Origin of the sequence: Acetomicrobium thermoterrenum DSM 13490, from assembly GCF_900107215.1 — a bacterium.
Lineage (GTDB): Bacteria > Synergistota > Synergistia > Synergistales > Acetomicrobiaceae > Acetomicrobium > Acetomicrobium thermoterrenum.
In genome coordinates this window covers 1-18,853 of the sequence record NZ_FNPD01000004.1, presented here as the reverse complement: position 1 = coordinate 18,853, position 18,853 = coordinate 1, and the positions used below count along the sequence as shown (strand labels likewise).

Genomic DNA, 18,853 nt, shown 5'->3' with positions numbered 1-18,853 from the left:
CCTCCTCGCCTGACTTGTCTAATTTATAATAGATTCGATTCCCTTGAGGGGAATGTGAACCCAGTCAGGGCGATTGTTGAATTCGTAACATATTTCATAAGCAGCCTTTTCCATCAGAAAAGCTTTTAAAGTAGCGTTAAATTCTTCATCATCAGCGGGCAAAAAGGAAGCGTCCATTGCCTCTTGACGATAGGAAGATAAAAATGATGAACATACATTATCATACCATATCTTTGCCCAGAAAGAAGATGCCTCGTCGTCACAGGCCAAGCTTTTGAGGGCGTAATTGACAGCGTAATGAAGGGAGCGTATCATTCCCGAGACGTCTTTCAAAGGGCTTTGTTTTTTTCTGCGTTCTCTTAAGCTTCTTGCCGGTTCTCCTTCAAAGTCTATTATGAAGAAATCATTCCCTGTAAAGAGCAGCTGCCCCAGATGGTAGTCGCCATGTATCCTTAAAATTTCTCCACCGGAGGCAGTGAAATAATATTTTAATCTATCTAGAAGTAATTTTTGGTTGTCGATAATATTTCTTGCCAGCTTGGCCGTTGGAGAGGGAAGTATTTGTATGTTATTGTTTAAAATCTTCATCGCTTGTTCCATCCATAAACGTGCTTTAGCGTAAGCCTCATTTTTGGCTTCTCCTTTGAATGGCAAGGGAGCAAAGCTATCGTTTTTTCTGTCCGAAGATAAGGCCAAATGCATTTCAGCTGTCCGCTTTCCAAGCAAAGAGGCCATTGCATATGTCCTATTTATTTCTTCCTTTAAAGGCAACAAAAAATATTTGTCGGAATCATCGGCCGATTTAAGTGCTTTGATAGTATTTTTAAGTACTGCAATGAAATATGTCCATCCGTCGCCTATGTTTTTAACGTACTCTTGAAGTAAAGCAATTTCGAGCCAGGTTTTTTCTTCGTTCTGCATATATTTCATGGAGCCAATAAAGGGTGGTACATGAGTAAATCCGGTTTCAGACAAGAAGCGTGCCATTTCCGCCTCAGGATGGGGTCCGATTTCGAGCTTTCTGTAGAGTTTTAAGAAAAAACTGTCATTATAAATGACGGATGAATTGCTCTGTTCTGCCGCTAAAACTTTAGATGAAATTTTTATGCCATGATCGATGAAATGGGAAATATTTTTGGTATTGACAGAGACTGAAAGCACACCATTTATCCCCTCGATAGTTTTGCCCCTGATTATTGTTTCGAACAAGGCATCTCTGAAACCAACGTCAAAAATGCCTTCAATTATATGTGTGCCATCCTCTAAAGTTAAAATTAGACCTATTTTTTGCTCCTTCGAGAGCGCTTTGTCGATAACAGAGATGGGCATTGAGTAATGCTCGATGGAGCCGTCGTCTAAAGCGACCCTCAAAATCAGCATATACGTTTTTAAATTTCTTTTCATGGGCAAGCAATCTAAAATATCCACCTCTGCGATGTCTTTAGTCTTGGAGGCAAACCAGCGACAGCTTGACAGGTAGGCAGGCAAATGTTTTTTTAAGTCCTCCGAAATATCGTTAAAATTAGTTTCGAACATTGTGTTGAAATCACTCCTAACTGTCTTTATTGCACGATTACATGAAGTAGTCGAAATCCGACTCTCGGCGTAATCTTCGGTGCACCTTGAACACATAGGCAGGGATGATGAAGGGATCGATCTTCAACCGCAAGTGTTCTCCCTGGAGGATGAATTTCTCTCCCCCTAACAGGTCTTCCAGCAAATAGGATTGTCCTTCCTCGATGCCAAGCGTTTTCAAAGGGATGTGCAGTGTTGCTTCGTGAACGTGAAAAGGATCCAAATTGGCTGCCACCAGGATAGCATTGGATAGATCATCAGCGACCTTTGAATAAAATATTACGTTTTCGTCCTCAGCTTCACAAAATATTATGTTATTAGTCTCCTGCAGGGCAGCGTTTTCTTTTCTTGCCCTGTTAATTCTTCCTATTATTTCTTTCAAATTACCTGGTGCATCCCAATCCCAATGTTTGATCTCGTACTTTTCGGAGTTAAGGTATTCTTCCCTGCCAGACACTGCCTCGGATATGCAAAGCTGGAATGGAGGTCCGTATATTCCATAGTTGGAGGAAAGGGTTGCAGCCAACACCAACCTTACGATAAATGCCGGTCTCCCCCCGTATTGAAGGTATTCGGGGAGTATGTCGGGTGTATTGGGCCAAAAATTGGGCCGGAAAAATTCTTTGGCCTGAGTTTGTGTCAGTTCTTTCATATATTCCGTAATTTCCCACTTGGTATTGCGCCATGTGAAATATGTGTAGGACTGAGTGAAACCGAGCTTCGCCAACCTGTACATAACCTTTGGTCGAGTGAATGCTTCGGATAGAAAGATAGTCTCGGGGTAAATTTTCTTTATTTCTCCGATGAGCCACTCCCAAAAAGCAAAGGGTTTAGTGTGGGGGTTGTCAACTCTAAAGATCTTTACTCCTTGTTCTATCCAAAACATGACTATGCTTTTGAGCTCTTCCCATAATGATCTCCAATCATCGCACTCGAAGTCGAAGGGGACGACATCTTGGTATTTTTTTGGAGGGTTTTCTGCATACTGGATAGTTCCGTCGGGCCGCCACCTAAACCACTCGGGGTGTTCCTTTACGTATGGATGATCGGGAGAACACTGAAAAGCCAGATCTAGGGCAACTTCTAGGCCCAGATCGACCGCTTGTTTAACGAAGGAGACAAAATCGTCCATTGTGCCCAGTTGAGGATTTATATCCTTATGACCTCCCTCCGAAGAGCCAATGGCCCAGGGACTTCCCGGGTCTTGGGGAGAAACTTCTAGGGAATTGTTTTTTCCCTTACGGTTTGTTTTGCCGATTGGGTGAATGGGTGGAAGGTACACAACATCAAAGCCCATTTTAGCGATTTCTGGCAGAAGCTGCATCGCATCGTTAAAGCATCCGTGCACCTTACCTTTTCCCGGATTAGATCGGGGAAAGAACTCATACCAAGAGCTGAAATTTGCCTTCCTTCGATCCGCTGTAACCCGAAGGTTTTTTTCATAGAAGGAAGTAAAATCTTCATTAAAACACGACATGTTAAGGCGTTGAAATTCCTTTGCGTTTAATAGTGAGACTATGGCATGTGTATTTATATTAGATGAAAGGCGGTCAAGTCTTTTAGCGAATTCCAACAGGATATTTTTTTTATCGCCCCGATGTCTTTTGGAGGCTTGGTGCAGCATGTCTGCTCCAATTATTAATTCGACAGAAACATCTTGTCCTGAATCTATCTTTTTTATAACGTCCTTTCGCCATGTTGAAAAATGGTCGATTCCTCCCTTTATAGTGTACAAATACTCTCCCATGCCTTCTACAGGAAAGTAAGCGTACCATCTGTCATTGAAAAGAGGAGTCATAAGGACCTCTTTCCAATCCTCTTCGTCAGATTTGCGATAAAGCAAAAAGGCCAGCACTTCATCGTGACCATCGGCGAATACGTCGGCTTCGACGTAAACGCCAGAACCCACAGTTGTTTTTATTGGAAATCTCCCGCAGTCTATTTCAGGATATACATTTTCAATGACAACCCTGTTTCTTCCGTCTATTTCATCCATGAGTTATTCTCCGTCATTTTATACTTTTACTATATTGTTTCGTTTAAATCTTTTGGAATATATAGGCAACGTCATCCCACCCTAACGCCTAAGCGTTCTCCGACCCTCCTGAACAGTTCTGTCCATCTTTCGGCATCTTTTTCGTCCAGGTGTTCTTTGACTTTAGGATAGGCGTCCTTTGTCAGATGAAAATATACATTTTGTGCTCTCCATAGATATAGTGGCAATTTAAGTTCGTTGAGCAAATCAAGCGTGTCGTTAATTTTGCTTAAAATTTCTATTTCGAAGGGTTTATCTTTGAGCATTGTAAAGAAAGTGTCCATCAAAGAGGAAGAAGCGAGGCCAATCGCATCCCTGTCTAAAGGTATATCAAGACGTTTGGCATCTTCTGCAACTACTTTTAAAGTTTTAAGATCGAAGGTATCGTAACTCAAGAGTTTCAGGAAATCGGCATTAAGCGTAACTTCCGCGACCCTTTCCAATGGTTTCGGGATCGGGGTGCCGATTTCTTTTAGAAAGTTCATAGTCGTATAGTGAGATTCCAAGATGCCGCGAAATGCTACGTCTATAATGTTGTGTAGGGGTTCTTCGAAAATGTAATTTATAACCCTTCTTTGTTGATCTTTGAATAAATGTCTAAGCGTATAATTATGAGTTTCGAAGAAATCGTCCATAAGCTGGACCAAAGTGGAAATATCTTCTATTTTTAACGCCTCTTTCATTTTTGAAATAAGGTCTTCGAACTCGCCGTTGCCGCTATGTTCTTTTAAGCCACTTAGTACGTTATGCTTGCCCATATGAAGGGCAGCGAAGGCAATTACCTTTTCTTCAAAGGTGATGTTGGAGAAAAAGGAAGCCTCCCCTGCGCATAAAGTTAGCTTGCCGGCGCGCTTTTTTTCAAATCGGTTGCATTGCACATTGTAACAGTAGATATCTATATCCTCTTGTTTTTCTTCGAAGATCGAGGATATTGCATAATGAGCTCCAACTCTTAGCATATCTACCTGAGAAGGGCGGACATATATCTCATAAGCTTTTCTCCCGTTTCCTATGTGTTCGATGTTGCTCGGTGCTTTTTCCAAAATGGAGAGGTATTTTGATTCGAGCTGCGAATCGGTGAAATAAGAAGCGAGCTGGATTGCTCTTGAAGCGTATTTTATCACTTGAGTTGATTCGATACCCGAAATCTCATCGAAAAACCACCCGCAACTTGTGTACATCAGCATGGCATGACGTTGCATCTCCAAAAGCCTGAGTGCATTGACAACCTCTTCATCTGAGAGTTTTTTGCACGATTGTTCTTCGAGAAAGGCGTAAACGTTATCATCAGACCTGTCTAAAATGACGCGAATATATTCATCTCTTGCCTTCCAGGGATCTGAAAAGATATCCTTTGCCTTTTCCTCGTATAGAAGGGAGAGTGTGTCTCTTAGCCAGTCGTTTGCCTCTCTGAGGGGTTTTCTCCATTCCTGTTGCCAACCGGGGTGTAGTCCACTGTTGCAACCGCAATTGCTTCTCCAGCGCTCGATTCCGTGAACGCAGCTCCAGGAAGAGCCCTCTATTATTTCGACTTCATGATTTGGAGGATATTTTTCGAGATATTCGCCGTAAATCGTTATCTTGGCTAAATTATTGGATTCGATGAAAGATAAGCAATAGGCCAAGGCCATGTCCCCATAACGATGGTGATGTCCGTAGGTTTCTCCATCCGTCGCAATGTTGACCAATTGAGCTTCCTTGTTGTCGGAAAAACAACCAATGAGGCGATTGGCCAATGTTTCGCCGTTGTCGAGCAGACCTCCAAAGGAGATATCGTTAGATATCGGACCATCGTAAAAGAATATGTTTATTTTCTTTCCCGATGGAAGGTTGCAGAGATAGGGAAGTCTTGGGTCGATTTTAGCATCGCTCACGTTTTGCCATTCTTGTTCCCCTATTACCCTACATCTTGCAGCCTGATGGGGAGCTAATATCGTAAACTTGATGCCGAACTCTGCCAATGCCTCTAAAGTTCTTATGTTTACAGCTGTTTCGGGTAGCCACATTCCCTCAGGTTTTCGGTTGAAATTGCTTTCGAAGGTCTTTAATCCCCAATATACTTGAGTGCGTATATCTCGATCGTTTGCCAAGGGCATGATCATATGGTTGAATGCTTGAGCAATGGCACTTCCGTGGCCCGAAAAACGTTTTTTGGATTCTTCGTCAGCATTTATTATTGCTTCGTATGTATCTTTCGCATGTTTTTTCATCCAAAGAAGCAGGGTAGGGCCAATGTTAAAACTTATCTTGGAATAATTGTTCGTAATAGCGATAATTTGTCTGTCGTTTCCAAGGATCCTTGAAGCAGCGTTAGGAGCGTAGCATTCAGCCGTAATGCGCTCGTTCCAATCGTGAAAGGGTAATGCCGATTCTTCTAACTCCACTTCTTCAAGCCATGGATTTTCTCTAGGCGGTTGATAGAAATGTCCGTGAATACACACATATTTTTCCATTCGATCACGCTCCACAAAATCAGTTCTTATATTTTCATTATTGATATTATCTCTCCAATGGGAATATCGGGCTGTCCTTTTTCGTGAGAAAGCTCCAGATCCAGCTCGAGAAGGGCTCTTTCCAGCAAAAAAGCGTTAAGCCATATTTTGATGGAATTATCGTCTTCCGGCAGGAAGAGCTCGCCACGGGAGTTATCAATGTAGCTTTTTAGGAAAGCCTCTCCAACGAGTTCACGCCATAACTTCATAGGCGGTGTTAGCGATTCTGTTTCTTCTGTGAAGGACGAGGCTTTTCGCAACGAAATCCTGGCAGCTCTGTTAAGAGAATAAAGCATAGAGGCAACATCTCTCAAAGGTGAGCGCTTTATCTTTCTTTCCCCTAAAGACTTTGTCATATCACCCTCAAATCCCGTAATAAGGAAGTCTTTACCGGTAAAAAGTACGTGCCCGAGATGATAATTGCCGTGAATTCGTATCTTTTGAGCTTTGACTTTGTCCTGATAAATAAGCCGAATTTTATCGAGAATGTCTTTTTTTATCTCCATGACCTCTCGGGCTTGCGCCGCAAGGTCTTCAGAAAGTGACCCAATTTTATATGACAATGTTCTAATGGAATGTCCCAACTCATTTCTCATCGACTGATACACGGACCTTTGATATAGTTTTGTGAAAGGTTCGGGGGAAAACTCCGGATTTTTTCCGGAAGAACTGAGAGCTTTATGAAGCTCGGCAGTGCGCTTCCCTAGCAGAGATATCATTTCTAGGAATAGTCCGTCTATGCAATCTGAAGCAGTCTCTTTCGGTAACTCCGCTTTGCCCAATGAAAGCAGGCGCTCGAAAAACAGCTCGCCCATATTACGGACATATTCCCATCCGTTCCCTTGGTTTGGAATGTTTCTTTGCAAAATGCCGATAGTGGTTTCTTCAGTTTTAGATAAATATCTGAAGGAGCCGATGTAGGGCAATGTATTTTTAAAACGCATTTCCGTTAGATAGCGCAAAATGTCCTCGCTTACATTTATTCCCTCTTCCAGTTTGTGATAAAGTCTGACGGCGATGGAAAAACCGTAAGTTATCAGGTTAGACCAGGGGTAGTATATTTCTATTTTTAATTGTGATGTTTTTCTATCTTCTGCAATGTCGAGATTGCCGGATAAATTACTTTTTTTGCATATCATCTGCCCTATGTTGCCCTGAACCCTTTTCCTCTTCGACATAAGGTTGATGAGGTTTTCGATCAGGTCGGGAGAATAAGTACCATCGCACAAAATACCGTTGCGGCCCCCGATTGAGACATTTGCAATAATGCATTCCGGATGGTTTTGTCTTATATATAACGCTTCGTTATCCATTTTTAAAGTAAAGGGCAAAAGGCATCGATCTTTCTCTCCTTGAGGATAGGAGATATTAAGAAACAAGAAACCGGTATCAAAATATTGATTTCCCGATATAGAGACGATATCAAAAATATCGATATTCCTAATATTTTTATTTTGACCGCCGAAATATGGACATTTGTTAAGGTATTTTTTTATTGTATCTTTAAAAAAATTACTTGAAAGGATATTGACAGATAAATCTGCAATTTTATTAATTTCTATGGTAGAAAGTGGTTCATCCTCCGCCTCGATGGAGATAGATTCTCTTTTATTCAACAGGTTAAACCAAAAATAATCATGAATTCCCAATGTCAAAGTGTATGGTTTATTCGGTTCAATTCTTGGGAAACGGTTTCCGCTAAAAATTTCTTCTGGCACGTATCCTTCATATTGGGATAGATCGAGCTCTGTGACCTGGCAAAAACGAGAGAGATTTATGACTACCAATATCGTTTCGTCCTCGAAATTCCTGGTAAAGGCTAATACCTTCGGATTGCCCGAATCTATGAAATTTATATCTCCCCTGCCAAAGGATTTAAAGCGTTTTCTTACCGAGATAACTCTACGCATCCACCAGAGCATTGAGGAAAGATTGCGTTCCTGCGTCTCTACGTTGATCATTTCATAGTGATATTCTGGGTCTATTATTACCGGAAGGTAAAGTTTATGGGGGTTTGTTTTAGAAAAGCCTGCGTTTCTATCGGGGCTCCATTGCATGGGAGTGCGAACTCCGTTTCTGTCGCCTAAGAAATAGTTATCTCCCATTCCAAGCTCATCGCCATAATATATGATCGGTGTGCCGGGCAAAGAAAAAAGCAAAACATTCATAAGCTCTATTTTGCGCCTATTATTTCCCATTAGCGGGGCCAGTCTCCTGCGGATTCCAAGATTAATCCTTGCCCGCGCATCTTTTGCATATACGCGATACATGTAATCGCGTTCTTCATCGCTTACCATCTCAAGAGTGAGCTCGTCATGGTTGCGTAGAAACATAGCCCATTGGCAGTTTTCAGGAATTTGCGGCGTTTGCTCGAGTATATCCACTATCGGAAAGCGATCTTCCATCCAAAGCGACATGAAAATCCTTGGCATGATGGGAAAGTGAAAGGCCATGTGACATTCGTTACCCTCCCCGAAGTAAGCTACGGCGTCCTCAGGCCACTGATTCGCCTCTCCTAAAAGCATTCTGTTGGGGTAGCGGGCATCCATATGAGCGCGCAGTTCTTTTAAAAACTGGTGGGTCTCGGGAAGGTTTTCGCAATTTGTCCCTTCGCGCTCGTAAAGATAGGGCACGGCATCCAACCTCATTCCGTCAATGCCCATATCGAACCAAAAATCTAGAACCCTAAAAATTTCTTTTTTTACCCTCGGATTATCGTAGTTAAGATCCGGTTGATGAGAGTAAAAACGGTGCCAAAAATAGGCATTACCCACAGGATCCCAGGTCCAATTTGAATTTTCGAAGTCCTTGAATATTATTCTTGCCTCGGAAAATTTATTTGGATCGGAACTCCATACGTAAAAATCTCTCCAGCGAGAGCCCCCTTTGGATTCGCGAGCCCGCCTAAACCAAGGATGTTGATCCGAAGTGTGATTTAACACCAGCTCCGTAATTACTTTTAAGCCAATATCGTGTGCCTTTTTTAGAAAAGAACGAAAGTCTCTTAAAGTACCATAATCTGGATGAATGTTGAAATAGTCCGCTATGTCGTAGCCATCGTCTTTTAAAGGGGAAGGATAGAAGGGCAAAAGCCAAATTGCCGTCACGCCTAAGTTTTTTAGGTACTCTAATTTTTCCGTAAGTCCGCGGAAGTCCCCTATGCCGTTCTCGTCGCTGTCGTAAAAGGATTTCACATGGGTTTCGTAGATTATGGCGTCTTTATACCATAAAGGGTTATTATCAGTGGCGGGCATGCTTCTCACTAAGCACAAAACCTCCTTATAAAGATGAGGAAGAAAGAATAAATTTGCTTTATTTTACAACAGTATTTCTACCCGAGTCAATGCAAATTAGTCATAGTATTGTTATAATATCATGTTACTATGCGATATAACGCGTTTCTGTTTAAACCTTCTTGCTGGATTGTGTAACTATTTTTTAGTATAATAATTCCCGTTTATCTGGGGTTTAACGATGCATATTATATTGCTAAGGTGTCACTACAATTGTACTTTGGGGGGTTGTTGCATGCAAGTGCGAAAACAAGCTTTTAGTTCTATCGAAATTATGCGTTTTTTAATTCCCTCTGCTTTAGGTGTCCTCTTTTTCCTCGTTCCCTTTCCTCAAGACGGAACATTCAATACTGTCCTTGGAATAGTTATCGATTGGGGGAAAGAGGCTTTAAAGCCAATTCTGGTAGTCACAGCCATGACATTGGTTGTGGCGAGCGCAATTATCACTATTTATGCTTCATTGTTTAAGCCTTCTTTTATTATGAAAAGCCAATTTTTCAAAGATCTATTTGTAGTTAGTCCGTTGTGGAGCATCTCTCGTATATTGGGAGCAATATTTTCTGTGATGGTATATTATAAAATCGGTCCCGAGGCGATCTGGAGCATGGATACGGGAGGTACTCCGGTGCTGGTGCTTGCGCCGTCACTTTTGGTAATTTTTAGTGTCTTGGCTGCTGCAGTTTCCCTGCTTACGGATTTTGGATTGATGGAGTATGTTGGGACGCTGGCTCGTCCGCTGATGCATCCCCTTTTTACGTTACCAGGCAGATCTGCTATCGATACTTTGGCTTCGTGGCTTGGAAGCAGTTCCGTTGGTGTTGCGATCACCACTAGATTGCACGACGAAGGATATTACAGCGATAGAGAAGCGGCCATAATTTCCACCTCCTTTTCAATTTTAAGTGTTGCCTATATTTATGTTATGGCTGACTTCGTGGGTTTGCCGAATATGTATTTCCAAATTTTGATCACAATTTACGCCGTGTCGTTCATTTTGGCCATTTTGGCCCCTCGTTTTTGGCCCCTTAAGGGCATTCCAGACAGCTATTCGGGAAGATCCGGTAAACAGAGGCCCGAGGCAGAGATTCCCCCTGATCATACTCTTCACTCATGGGCCTTGAAGACAGCAGTAGAGAGGGCCAACAGGGAGGGCATACATACAGTAGCAAGGACTTGTTATCAAACCTTTTGTTTTTTAATAGTCTCCACCATGCCTCTTGTCGTCTCTTGGGGAACGATAGTTCTGATAATTGCAACCTATACGCCTATTTTTCAATGGATTTCCCTGCCCTTTGCATACATGCTGGAATTAGTGAAAATTCCTGAAGCTTACAAAGTTGCACCCGCATTTGTGTTGGCTTTTGCCGATCAGTTTTTGGCTGCAGTTATAGGGGCTACGTGCACTACAGTTGCTGCTAAGTTTATGTGTGCCTGTATATCAGCTACGGGGTTAATATACATGACTGAAATTGGTGTGTTGATTTTAAATTCCTCTATCCCTCTGGATTTTCCGAAATTGACAGCAATCTACTTTATGAGGGCCGTGCTTTCGGTGTTTTTACTTGCTCCCTTCGTTTGGCTGTTTTGTTGATATAAGGCGACGTAACGCCTTCGTTACCTCTATGTGATATAGGCGTTACGCATCTTTGTTAATATTTATATGAAGTCAATAAAAATGCGGGGGAGGGTAAGGAATGAAGAAATTAGTTTCGCTTTTGATTTTGGTTGTATTGTTTGGAATGGGTTTTGGGGATGCTGCGTGGGCAGCCGGTCTGACTATGAAGGGTTCTACTACCCTTTTGCCAATAGCGCAAGCGGCGATTGAATCTTATGCTCAGCTTTACCCTAATACCGAATTTTCCCTTACCGGAGAGGGAAGCGGCAATGGCATTAAGGCGCTAATAGATGGCACATGTGATATAGCTAATTCCTCGAGATTTATAAAACTTGAGGAAGCAAAGTTGGCTTTCGAAAAAGGTGCGTATCCCGTCCCCTTTGGAGTTGCCATAGACGCTATAGTGCCAATTATCCATCCCAAAAATCCCGTCAACAACTTAACTTTACAACAATTAAAGGATATATATAGCGGCAAGATCACCAATTGGGAGGATGTAGGCGGTCCGGATAAGAGAATTGCCGTTATAAACAGAGATACCAGTTCCGGGACCTATGAGGTTTGGGAAGAAAAGGTTATGAATGGCGAAAGAATCACACCGAGAGCGCAGGTCATGGCATCTAACGGTGCAATAGTCCAAGCGGTGTCGACAAACGAGTTAGCTATCGGATATATTGGAATAGGCTATCTAAATAGCAGCGTAAAGGCAATCACAGTCGAAAACATCGAGGCTAAGCCCGAAACAGCTCGTACCGGGGAATTTCCGATATCGAGATACCTTTTTATGTTCACGCGAGGTTGGCCCACAGGGGAAACGATGAGGTTTATAAACTTTATGCTAAGTGATGAGGGTCAAAGAATTGTATCGGAAACAGGGTTTGTTTCAATAAGATAGGTTGTTAAGTTGAATAGTTAGTAAATAATAGATAAATGCGGCGAGTTATATCCGCCGCATTTATCTATGCAAGGATCTTATTCGATTGGAACTAAACCCTCTGGCCCGCCTGAGGGGGTAGTTGAATCTAACTTGTAAAGTCTGATTTCTTTTTGAAGATCATTCGCCAGTTTTTCCAAGTCTTCTGATGCCTGCTTTAAAGCTTCTACACGTTCTTCCAATTCTTTCACGGATTTTGACATGCTTTCAGCTTTTTCCCTCGTAGCGTCAACTCCTTGTGCAACTCTGTCGATCGACGCTGCCATCTCTTGCGTGCTTGCAGATTGTTCTTCTGCTGTGGCGGCGACGTTTTGAATTTGATCGACGATCAGTTCAATGGCCCTCAAAGCATCTTCAATGTGTTTTTCCATCATCTGTGCTTCTCTTTCCCCGGCAGCTGCCAATTCAACGCCTTTGTTTGTAACGTTTACGGCCTGTGCTGTTTCCTCGATTATGGATTTAGCTAACGAGCCAATTTGCATGGCTGCTTTGTTGCTTTCTTCGGCAAGCTTTCTTACTTCATCGGCAACGACAGCAAATCCTTTACCGTGTTCGCCGGCTCTTGTCGCTTCTATATTCTATAGCTGCGTTTAATGCGAGCAAGTTCGTTTGGTCAGCGACTCCAGAAATGGTCGAGACTATATTTCCTATTTGCCCGGCCCTTTCGTTAAGTTGAGATATGACATTGGCAATGTGTCTGAAGGAGTCGGCCATATCTTTTACCCTCTTAGCTGCGCTGGAAATCAGGTCTCCCGTTTGTTGTGCATTTCCTCTCAGCAACTCTGCCTGATTTGAGGCTTCGGTTGCTGCCTCTGCAGCACCTTGCGCTGCAGAGGCAACCTCTTCGATTCCGGCATTTGCTGAAGAAATGGCATCGGCATTATCTTCTGCGATGTTTTTAAGTTCCTCTGCTTCATTTGTTACGATGTCGACGAAAGATCTCGTTGCTTCAGATATATCATCTAGTGCTTAGGGAAAAACCCCATCGCACATATTGTTATCAAAATACCGATTGTCAACACAATTAGCCTACGCTTTACACTCAAGCGTCATTCCTCCTTAATTTTTGTGTGTTTTTAAGTTATTGTTTTTAGGCCATTATGCTATTATAAACTTTATTAATGCGTATCGCAAAAGAATACTGACAGGATTGTATCTAAAATTCCTATGCTAACAGCAATAGTCATTTCGAACCTATTAAGGCAAGCGTAGCATAACTTATAATATTTTATAGGAATAGATGTTGCATATTCTCAATCAACTTTCGCAAAACTAAGTTCTTTCAGTTTCCATGCTGTTATAGTATAATAATAGCAAATAAAAGACAAGGGTTGTTGATGCGGGTAGTGCATAATCGTAAGCTGATATTATATATGTGAATAAATGACCATGTTTGATTGATGTAGTTTAAAGTTAGTTTCGCGTTTTCGGAGGAACGCTGGAAATGAAGAAGTTATTTTCCAAATATAATCATATTTACCATACCTGTTTAACATTGATCATATTACTATTGATATTTTGCCATCGCTCTGATGCATATAAAGATTATTACAATGTATTGGTTCTACATTCCTATGATCCTGAATATGTATATACTAAGATATTTAACTCTTTTCTTAAAGAAAAATTTGGTGAATATGAGAAACCAGTGAATATATATTTTGAATACTTAGATGCAAAGAGATTTGACTATAATCAATATTATCGACAGTTTAATGAATATATAATTACAAATTCTCCTTGACAATACACGTTACACAACATAACTTATTATATGCGTATGGTATGTTGCTTTTATAAGGGGGCGTAAGTTATGGAATTTGTACAGCCCATCAGAGATAAAAAGAAGATCCAGCAGCTTAAAGCCATTTTGAAGGGACGGAATTATCGGGATTATGCTCTTTTCACTCTCGGCATCAACTCGGGGTTGCGTGTTTCGGATCTTTTAGGCCTGAAAGTCTCCTGCGTCCTCGATGAAAAGGACAGGATCAAAGACCGAATAACGATTCGGGAGGATAAAACTGGCAAGGTAAAAGACTTCCCCGTGGGAGAAACGGCAAAGAAGGCCTTGAAAAAATACCTGGGAGACACTAAGAACCTCAATAAAGAAGGCTATCTTTCCCTTCCAGGAAGAAGGATAACGGCCCCATTTCCAGAGTCCAAGCCTATAGGATCTTGAATGATGCAGCACGGCTTGCGGGCTTAGAAGAAAGGATAGGGGCTCATATACTTAGGAAAACCTTTGGTTACCATGCTTAAAAATGAGCCTTGATCTGTCCGATATTAAAAAGTTGATGAATCACTAAAGCTCGGCTGTAACGCTTGCTTATATTGGAATAACACAAGATGATCTCGACAACGTTTATATGTTGTTGAATCTCTAGCTGTTCTCGGCCTCAACCTTGCCGTCAGGCGCATGTGAGGTGCCACAGGATACATGAAGTTCAAAAAGAGGTGAGGTGGGGTCGCCGAGCCGTTTTAAAATTGAATATGAGCCGTCTATAGTCTATAAATGTCTCTAAACCCCTTAAATAACGCTTAATAGTAGCATGCAAGCTGTCATAGACAGTATTTACAATAAATACCATTTAGGGGAGGGTTTAGTATGATGGTAAACCTCATAAACGATGCCGGGGTGATGAAAAAAGCCCCTGTCGGGTTTTCATGGACAATGTTGCTTTTCGGCCCTTTTGTTCCCTTGTTTAGAGGAGACGTAAAATGGACGATCCTACACTTGTTGCTATTGCTATTTTTCGGCATTGGTTGGATTGTTTTGCCATTCATCTACAACAAGCGACATATCGTAAATTTGCTTGAACGTGGTTATAAACCCGCCGACGAGGAAGCAAGAATTGCACTGGTGAGCAGAGGGATAATAACTGATATGAATCTAAAGGAATAAACGGAGTGCTTCCGGCCCCCTGTATTATAGCCGGCACAAACCCGTGTTGCTGTTTCCCTTCGGGGAGTAGCACCAACTGCACATTTGAAAAGGCAAAAAAAGACTAGTGATAGCATTGCCTATCCAAAAAATGGAAGTTAGGAGTGAGAAAAATGAGTCAAGAAGTAAAGAAGAAAGGTATTTTTAATCGATTTCTTGATACAGTAGAAAGAGTAGGGAATCGATTGCCTCACCCAGTTACGCTGTTTGCACTACTTAGTTTAGCTGTAATTGTAATTTCTTTCTTTGCAGCGCGGGCAGGGGTATCGGTGACCTTCGAGAGAATTGCCATTGGAACCGGAAGAATGGAAGAGGTTGTTGTAACGGCAGTAAGCTTGTTGTCCGTCGAAGGGATCAGACGGATTTTTTCCGAAGCAGTTACGAACTTTACAGGCTTCGCCCCACTTGGTACGGTGTTGGTTGCGATGCTTGGAGTTGGTGTAGCGGAAGGTACAGGGCTAATTCAGGCAGCGTTAAGAAAGCTGGTACTTTCAACACCTAAAAAACTGGTGACAGTTGTGGTAGTTTTTGCGGGGGTTATGTCGAACCTGGCATCAGATGCTGGGTATGTTGTATTGGTTCCTCTGGGAGCATTGATTTTTCTAAGCTTTGGTCGGCATCCACTGGCAGGTCTTGCGGCTGCTTTTGCTGGAGTTTCCGGAGGATTCAGTGCAAACCTTTTGGTGGGAACCATCGATCCCTTGCTGGGTGGTATCAGTCAACAAGCGGCACAAATGTGGCAGCCGGGTTATACGGTTGATCCAACGGCAAACTGGTACTTTATGATTGCATCTACATTCCTGATTACTATTCTAGGTACACTGGTGACTGAAAAAATTGTTGAGCCAAGGCTTGGAGAGTATCATGGTGATGCAGAAGTTAGCCTTGATCACGTAGCCGAAAATGAAACCAAAGGGTTAAAATGGGCTGGAATTTCTCTGGTAGTGTTTATTGCTATTATGCTGGCACTGGTTATACCAGAAAATGGAGTATTAAGAGCTGATGACGGGCAAATCTTGGCCGGATCTGCCTTTATGGCTGGTTTGGTACCCATTATTGCTCTGTTCTTCTTTATTCCGGGTATTGCCTTTGGTATTGCATCCGGGTCCATAAAAAGCGATAAAGACGTGGCTGGTTTTATGGGTAAAGCCATGTCATCGATGGGTGGTTATTTAGTACTGGCTTTTGCAGCCGGACAGTTTGTTGCTTACTTTAACTGGAGTAACCTGGGAACCATTCTGGCGGTGACTGGAGCGGATTTCCTGGAAGCCACCGGAATGACAGGTATACCGATGTTAATTGGATTTATCATCGTTTCAGGTTTTATCAATCTGTTCATTGGAAGTGCTTCTGCAAAATGGGCTATTATGGCACCGGTGTTTGTGCCAATGTTGATGGCAGTGGGTTATGCACCGGAATTAACACAGCTGGCATATCGTATCGGGGATTCTGTTACCAATATTATTACTCCGCTGATGTCTTATTTTGCCATCATCGTTGCATTTGCAAAACAGTACGATGAAAATACTGGAATCGGAACACTTATTTCTTCAATGCTTCCGTATTCAATTGTCTTTATGATCGGCTGGACGATCTTGTTTATTATCTGGTTGGTGCTGGGATTACCGCTTGGTCCTGGCGTTTCCATATACTACTAAAACACAACCTGCTCCAACAAAAAAGCCTCTCGGTTATTCGAGAGGCTTTTTTGACTTAATTAGATTCTGATAAATGCTGTTGAACACTTTTTCAGGAAATGTGAAAACTATGTTCATGGTGTTCAAGATAGCCAAAAATGACCGTTTGCTGACGGACTTGCCTGCCCAAGAATTGACGGACATAATAACTATTTGGCCGAAAAAGGGGAGGTGCTCCTTGCCCTAGTCGATGCTCCCCACGAGCTAGCCCACATCGCCCCGGAAAAGGCCCAGATCAAGCGAGCACAGGATGCGCACGAAAAGCACCTTGCTGGCAAAGACCACCTTCACGGCCCTGCCGCCCTCGTCTTTGATCCGGGCGTCTGCGGGATGCTTTCATGTAGGATCTTCTCCCTGGGGGCGGGCGAGAGGTACCCCTGCATCGAATCGAATTAGCCCTTTTTCAGTCCGTTACGAAAAGCATCGCCACCTGGTCTCGACCCCAGTCCGGCTCCTTTTACGCCGTTCGGCCGGTTTTGTTTTCGTCGCGGCCTCTGCCGCCCCGGGCTTTTTCGGCCGCATCAATGCCCGTCGACTAGCCACCGCGGCCTGTGCCAGGGCCTCGTCGAGCCGTTGGCGCAGCATGTCACGCTAGGCGGCTACTTTCTCGAGTTTGATCCGAAGCTTTTTAAACTACTCGAGAAAGGTCTTCCACACCTTGTCGCCGAGGACCATCAGGTGAAGCTTCTTCAGGTTCGGTTTGTCCGCTTCAAGTCTCTCTATCGCATGCTCCATTTGGCGCGCATCGCTCTCTTTCGCTTCGGTCAGGCTTTTGACTTCCTGACGGATGGCTATGTAGCGTACCTCCTTGTCCTTTTTGGAAAGGAACAGCCTGTTGGGTACTACGTTCGCCTACGCCCACCAGATATCTTTGTCGTATCGCTTCCACGCTCCCGCGGGGATCATGTGAAGGCTTCGCCGAAACTCACTTTAAGGCAAGTGTAGCATTATTTAAATATTTTATGGGAATAGATGTTGCATATGCTCAATCAACTTTCGCAAAGCTAAGTTCTTTCATTTTCCATACTATTATAGTATAATAATAACAAATAAAATACAAGGGTTGTTGATGTGGGTGGTGAATAATCATAAGCTGATATTATATATGTGAATAAATGACCATGTTTGATTGACGTATTTTAAAGTTAGTTTCGCGTTTTCGGAGGAGCACTGGAAATGAAGAAATTATTTTCCAAATATAATTATATTTGCCATACCTGTTTGACATTGATCATATTGCTGTTGATATTTTGCCATCGCTCTGATGCTTATAAAGACTATTACAATGTATTGGTTCTACATTCCTATGATCCTGAATATATATACACTAAGATATTTAACTCTTTTCTTAAAGAAAAATTTGGCGAATATGAGAAACCAGTGAATATATATTTTGAATATTTAGATGCGAAGAGATTTGACTATAATCAATATTATCAACAATTTAATGAATATATAAATACAAAATACAAAAAAAGAAAAATAGATTTTGTTTTATGTTTTGACGACGATGCACTTCAATATTTATTGGCTGAGCGGGAAAATTTAGGAAGTATATCCTCTATTTCTGTTATTTTTGGAAGCATTGTCGATAGGTCATTGGTATATTTCTCTTCCTTGGAAAGTAATATGACGGGAGTATTTGAGGATGTAGATATCGCTGCAAATGTGGAGATGATGTTTCAAATACTTCCGGCAAAGAACATATTTGTTATTAGCGATAGAACCACTTTGGGCATGGATCTTTATGAGAAGGCCAGGCTTGTGTTCAAAAATATGGAAGATATTTCAGTAGAATATCTGATAGGGGTGCCATGGGAAGAAATAAACAAAAAGCTACAAAAGGCGCCAGATAAATCTGCAATATTTCTTCTTTCTTATTCAAGGGATGATAATGATAATGTATATTCATTGGAAATGGTAAACGAGCTGCGACCGCGTCAAGTTTTTGTAGGATTTTTAGGAACCACTCCCCATGTGTCCTAAAGGGCAACGTCTTTTAGGTTAGGTAAAAATCAAACCCGCCATGACATATGCCCCTTAAGGTCGTGTATAAGGGCGTTACCTTTCCCGTTTTCAGTACCGTTATGCATCCAAGCTCACTTATAACGGGACCTAAGATCTCCTCCAGGTTCAAGGTGAATTTGTGTCTTTTGTCCGCATTCTCACCTTTTTGGTCTTTTTTCTTTATCTGTTCTGACGTCACCTTGCCACCGCTACAGATGTAAGCCCTCAAAGAAGACATGGCCTTTAAGCCCTTGCGGCTCCATG

12 protein-coding genes and 1 pseudogene are annotated in these 18,853 nt (G+C 42.2%); 6 read left to right on the top strand and 7 right to left on the bottom strand.

Annotated features, from left to right (window positions below; translation table 11 throughout):
* Positions 1 to 18 precede the first annotated feature (18 nt).
* From BLU12_RS04145 to treS, 4 genes are all read right to left on the bottom strand, one after another.
* Complete coding sequence (locus tag BLU12_RS04145) at positions 19 to 1,536, bottom strand: putative maltokinase (protein WP_159428501.1); 1,518 nt, start codon at positions 1,534 to 1,536, stop codon at positions 19 to 21.
* Positions 1,537 to 1,573: 37 nt separating this feature from the next.
* Entirely contained in the window at positions 1,574 to 3,571 is a 1,998-nt protein-coding gene (locus tag BLU12_RS04140; RefSeq protein WP_091460818.1) for an alpha-1,4-glucan--maltose-1-phosphate maltosyltransferase, read from the bottom strand.
* Between the two features lie 71 nt (positions 3,572 to 3,642).
* Positions 3,643 to 6,063: a DUF3536 domain-containing protein gene (locus BLU12_RS04135; RefSeq protein ID WP_091460817.1), complete on the bottom strand. Its 2,421-nt coding sequence runs from the start codon at positions 6,061 to 6,063 to the stop codon at positions 3,643 to 3,645.
* 26 nt (positions 6,064 to 6,089) lie between these two features.
* The gene (treS, locus tag BLU12_RS04130) at positions 6,090 to 9,356 is read right to left on the bottom strand and encodes a maltose alpha-D-glucosyltransferase (protein WP_234945469.1); all 3,267 of its coding nucleotides are present in this window, start codon (positions 9,354 to 9,356) and stop codon (positions 6,090 to 6,092) included.
* 274 nt (positions 9,357 to 9,630) lie between these two features.
* Here treS and BLU12_RS04125 point away from each other — a divergent pair, with 274 nt between their 5' ends.
* Both BLU12_RS04125 and BLU12_RS04120 read left to right on the top strand, forming a co-directional pair.
* The gene (locus tag BLU12_RS04125; RefSeq protein ID WP_091460814.1) at positions 9,631 to 10,986 is read left to right on the top strand and encodes a YjiH family protein; all 1,356 of its coding nucleotides are present in this window, start codon (positions 9,631 to 9,633) and stop codon (positions 10,984 to 10,986) included.
* Positions 10,987 to 11,089: 103 nt separating this feature from the next.
* Positions 11,090 to 11,905 carry a phosphate ABC transporter substrate-binding protein gene (locus tag BLU12_RS04120; RefSeq protein ID WP_091460812.1) on the top strand — a complete coding sequence of 272 codons (816 nt, stop codon included), beginning with the start codon at positions 11,090 to 11,092 and terminating at the stop codon, positions 11,903 to 11,905.
* A gap of 77 nt (positions 11,906 to 11,982) precedes the next feature.
* On the opposite strand, the gene BLU12_RS04115 is transcribed toward BLU12_RS04120, so the two are convergent.
* Both BLU12_RS04115 and BLU12_RS10160 read right to left on the bottom strand, forming a co-directional pair.
* Positions 11,983 to 12,519 (bottom strand): methyl-accepting chemotaxis protein, encoded by a 537-nt coding sequence (locus tag BLU12_RS04115; RefSeq protein ID WP_091460810.1) that lies wholly within the window; start codon positions 12,517 to 12,519, stop codon positions 11,983 to 11,985.
* Positions 12,488 to 12,658, bottom strand: a complete 171-nt coding sequence (locus BLU12_RS10160) for a methyl-accepting chemotaxis protein (protein WP_091460809.1) — start codon at positions 12,656 to 12,658, stop codon at positions 12,488 to 12,490. Before BLU12_RS10160 ends, BLU12_RS04115 begins: the two co-directional genes overlap by 32 nt.
* Positions 12,659 to 13,757: 1,099 nt before the next feature.
* Between BLU12_RS10160 and BLU12_RS10070 the strand changes: the two genes are divergently transcribed.
* The 4 genes from BLU12_RS10070 (at position 13,758) to BLU12_RS04075 (ending at position 18,568) form a co-directional block, all read left to right on the top strand.
* Complete coding sequence (locus BLU12_RS10070; RefSeq protein WP_234945443.1) at positions 13,758 to 14,123, top strand: tyrosine-type recombinase/integrase; 366 nt, start codon at positions 13,758 to 13,760, stop codon at positions 14,121 to 14,123.
* Between the two features lie 426 nt (positions 14,124 to 14,549).
* Positions 14,550 to 14,846: a hypothetical protein gene (locus BLU12_RS04095; RefSeq protein ID WP_091460807.1), complete on the top strand. Its 297-nt coding sequence runs from the start codon at positions 14,550 to 14,552 to the stop codon at positions 14,844 to 14,846.
* 152 nt (positions 14,847 to 14,998) lie between these two features.
* Positions 14,999 to 16,543, top strand: coding sequence for an AbgT family transporter (locus tag BLU12_RS04090; RefSeq protein ID WP_091460805.1), 1,545 nt, complete (start codon positions 14,999 to 15,001; stop codon positions 16,541 to 16,543).
* Between the two features lie 1,215 nt (positions 16,544 to 17,758).
* Positions 17,759 to 18,568, top strand: a complete 810-nt coding sequence (locus tag BLU12_RS04075; RefSeq protein WP_200778705.1) for an ABC transporter substrate-binding protein — start codon at positions 17,759 to 17,761, stop codon at positions 18,566 to 18,568.
* 13 nt (positions 18,569 to 18,581) lie between these two features.
* Here BLU12_RS04075 and BLU12_RS04070 read toward each other — a convergent pair.
* Positions 18,582 to 18,853: pseudogene (locus BLU12_RS04070) on the bottom strand (UPF0236 family protein); the annotation flags it as partial.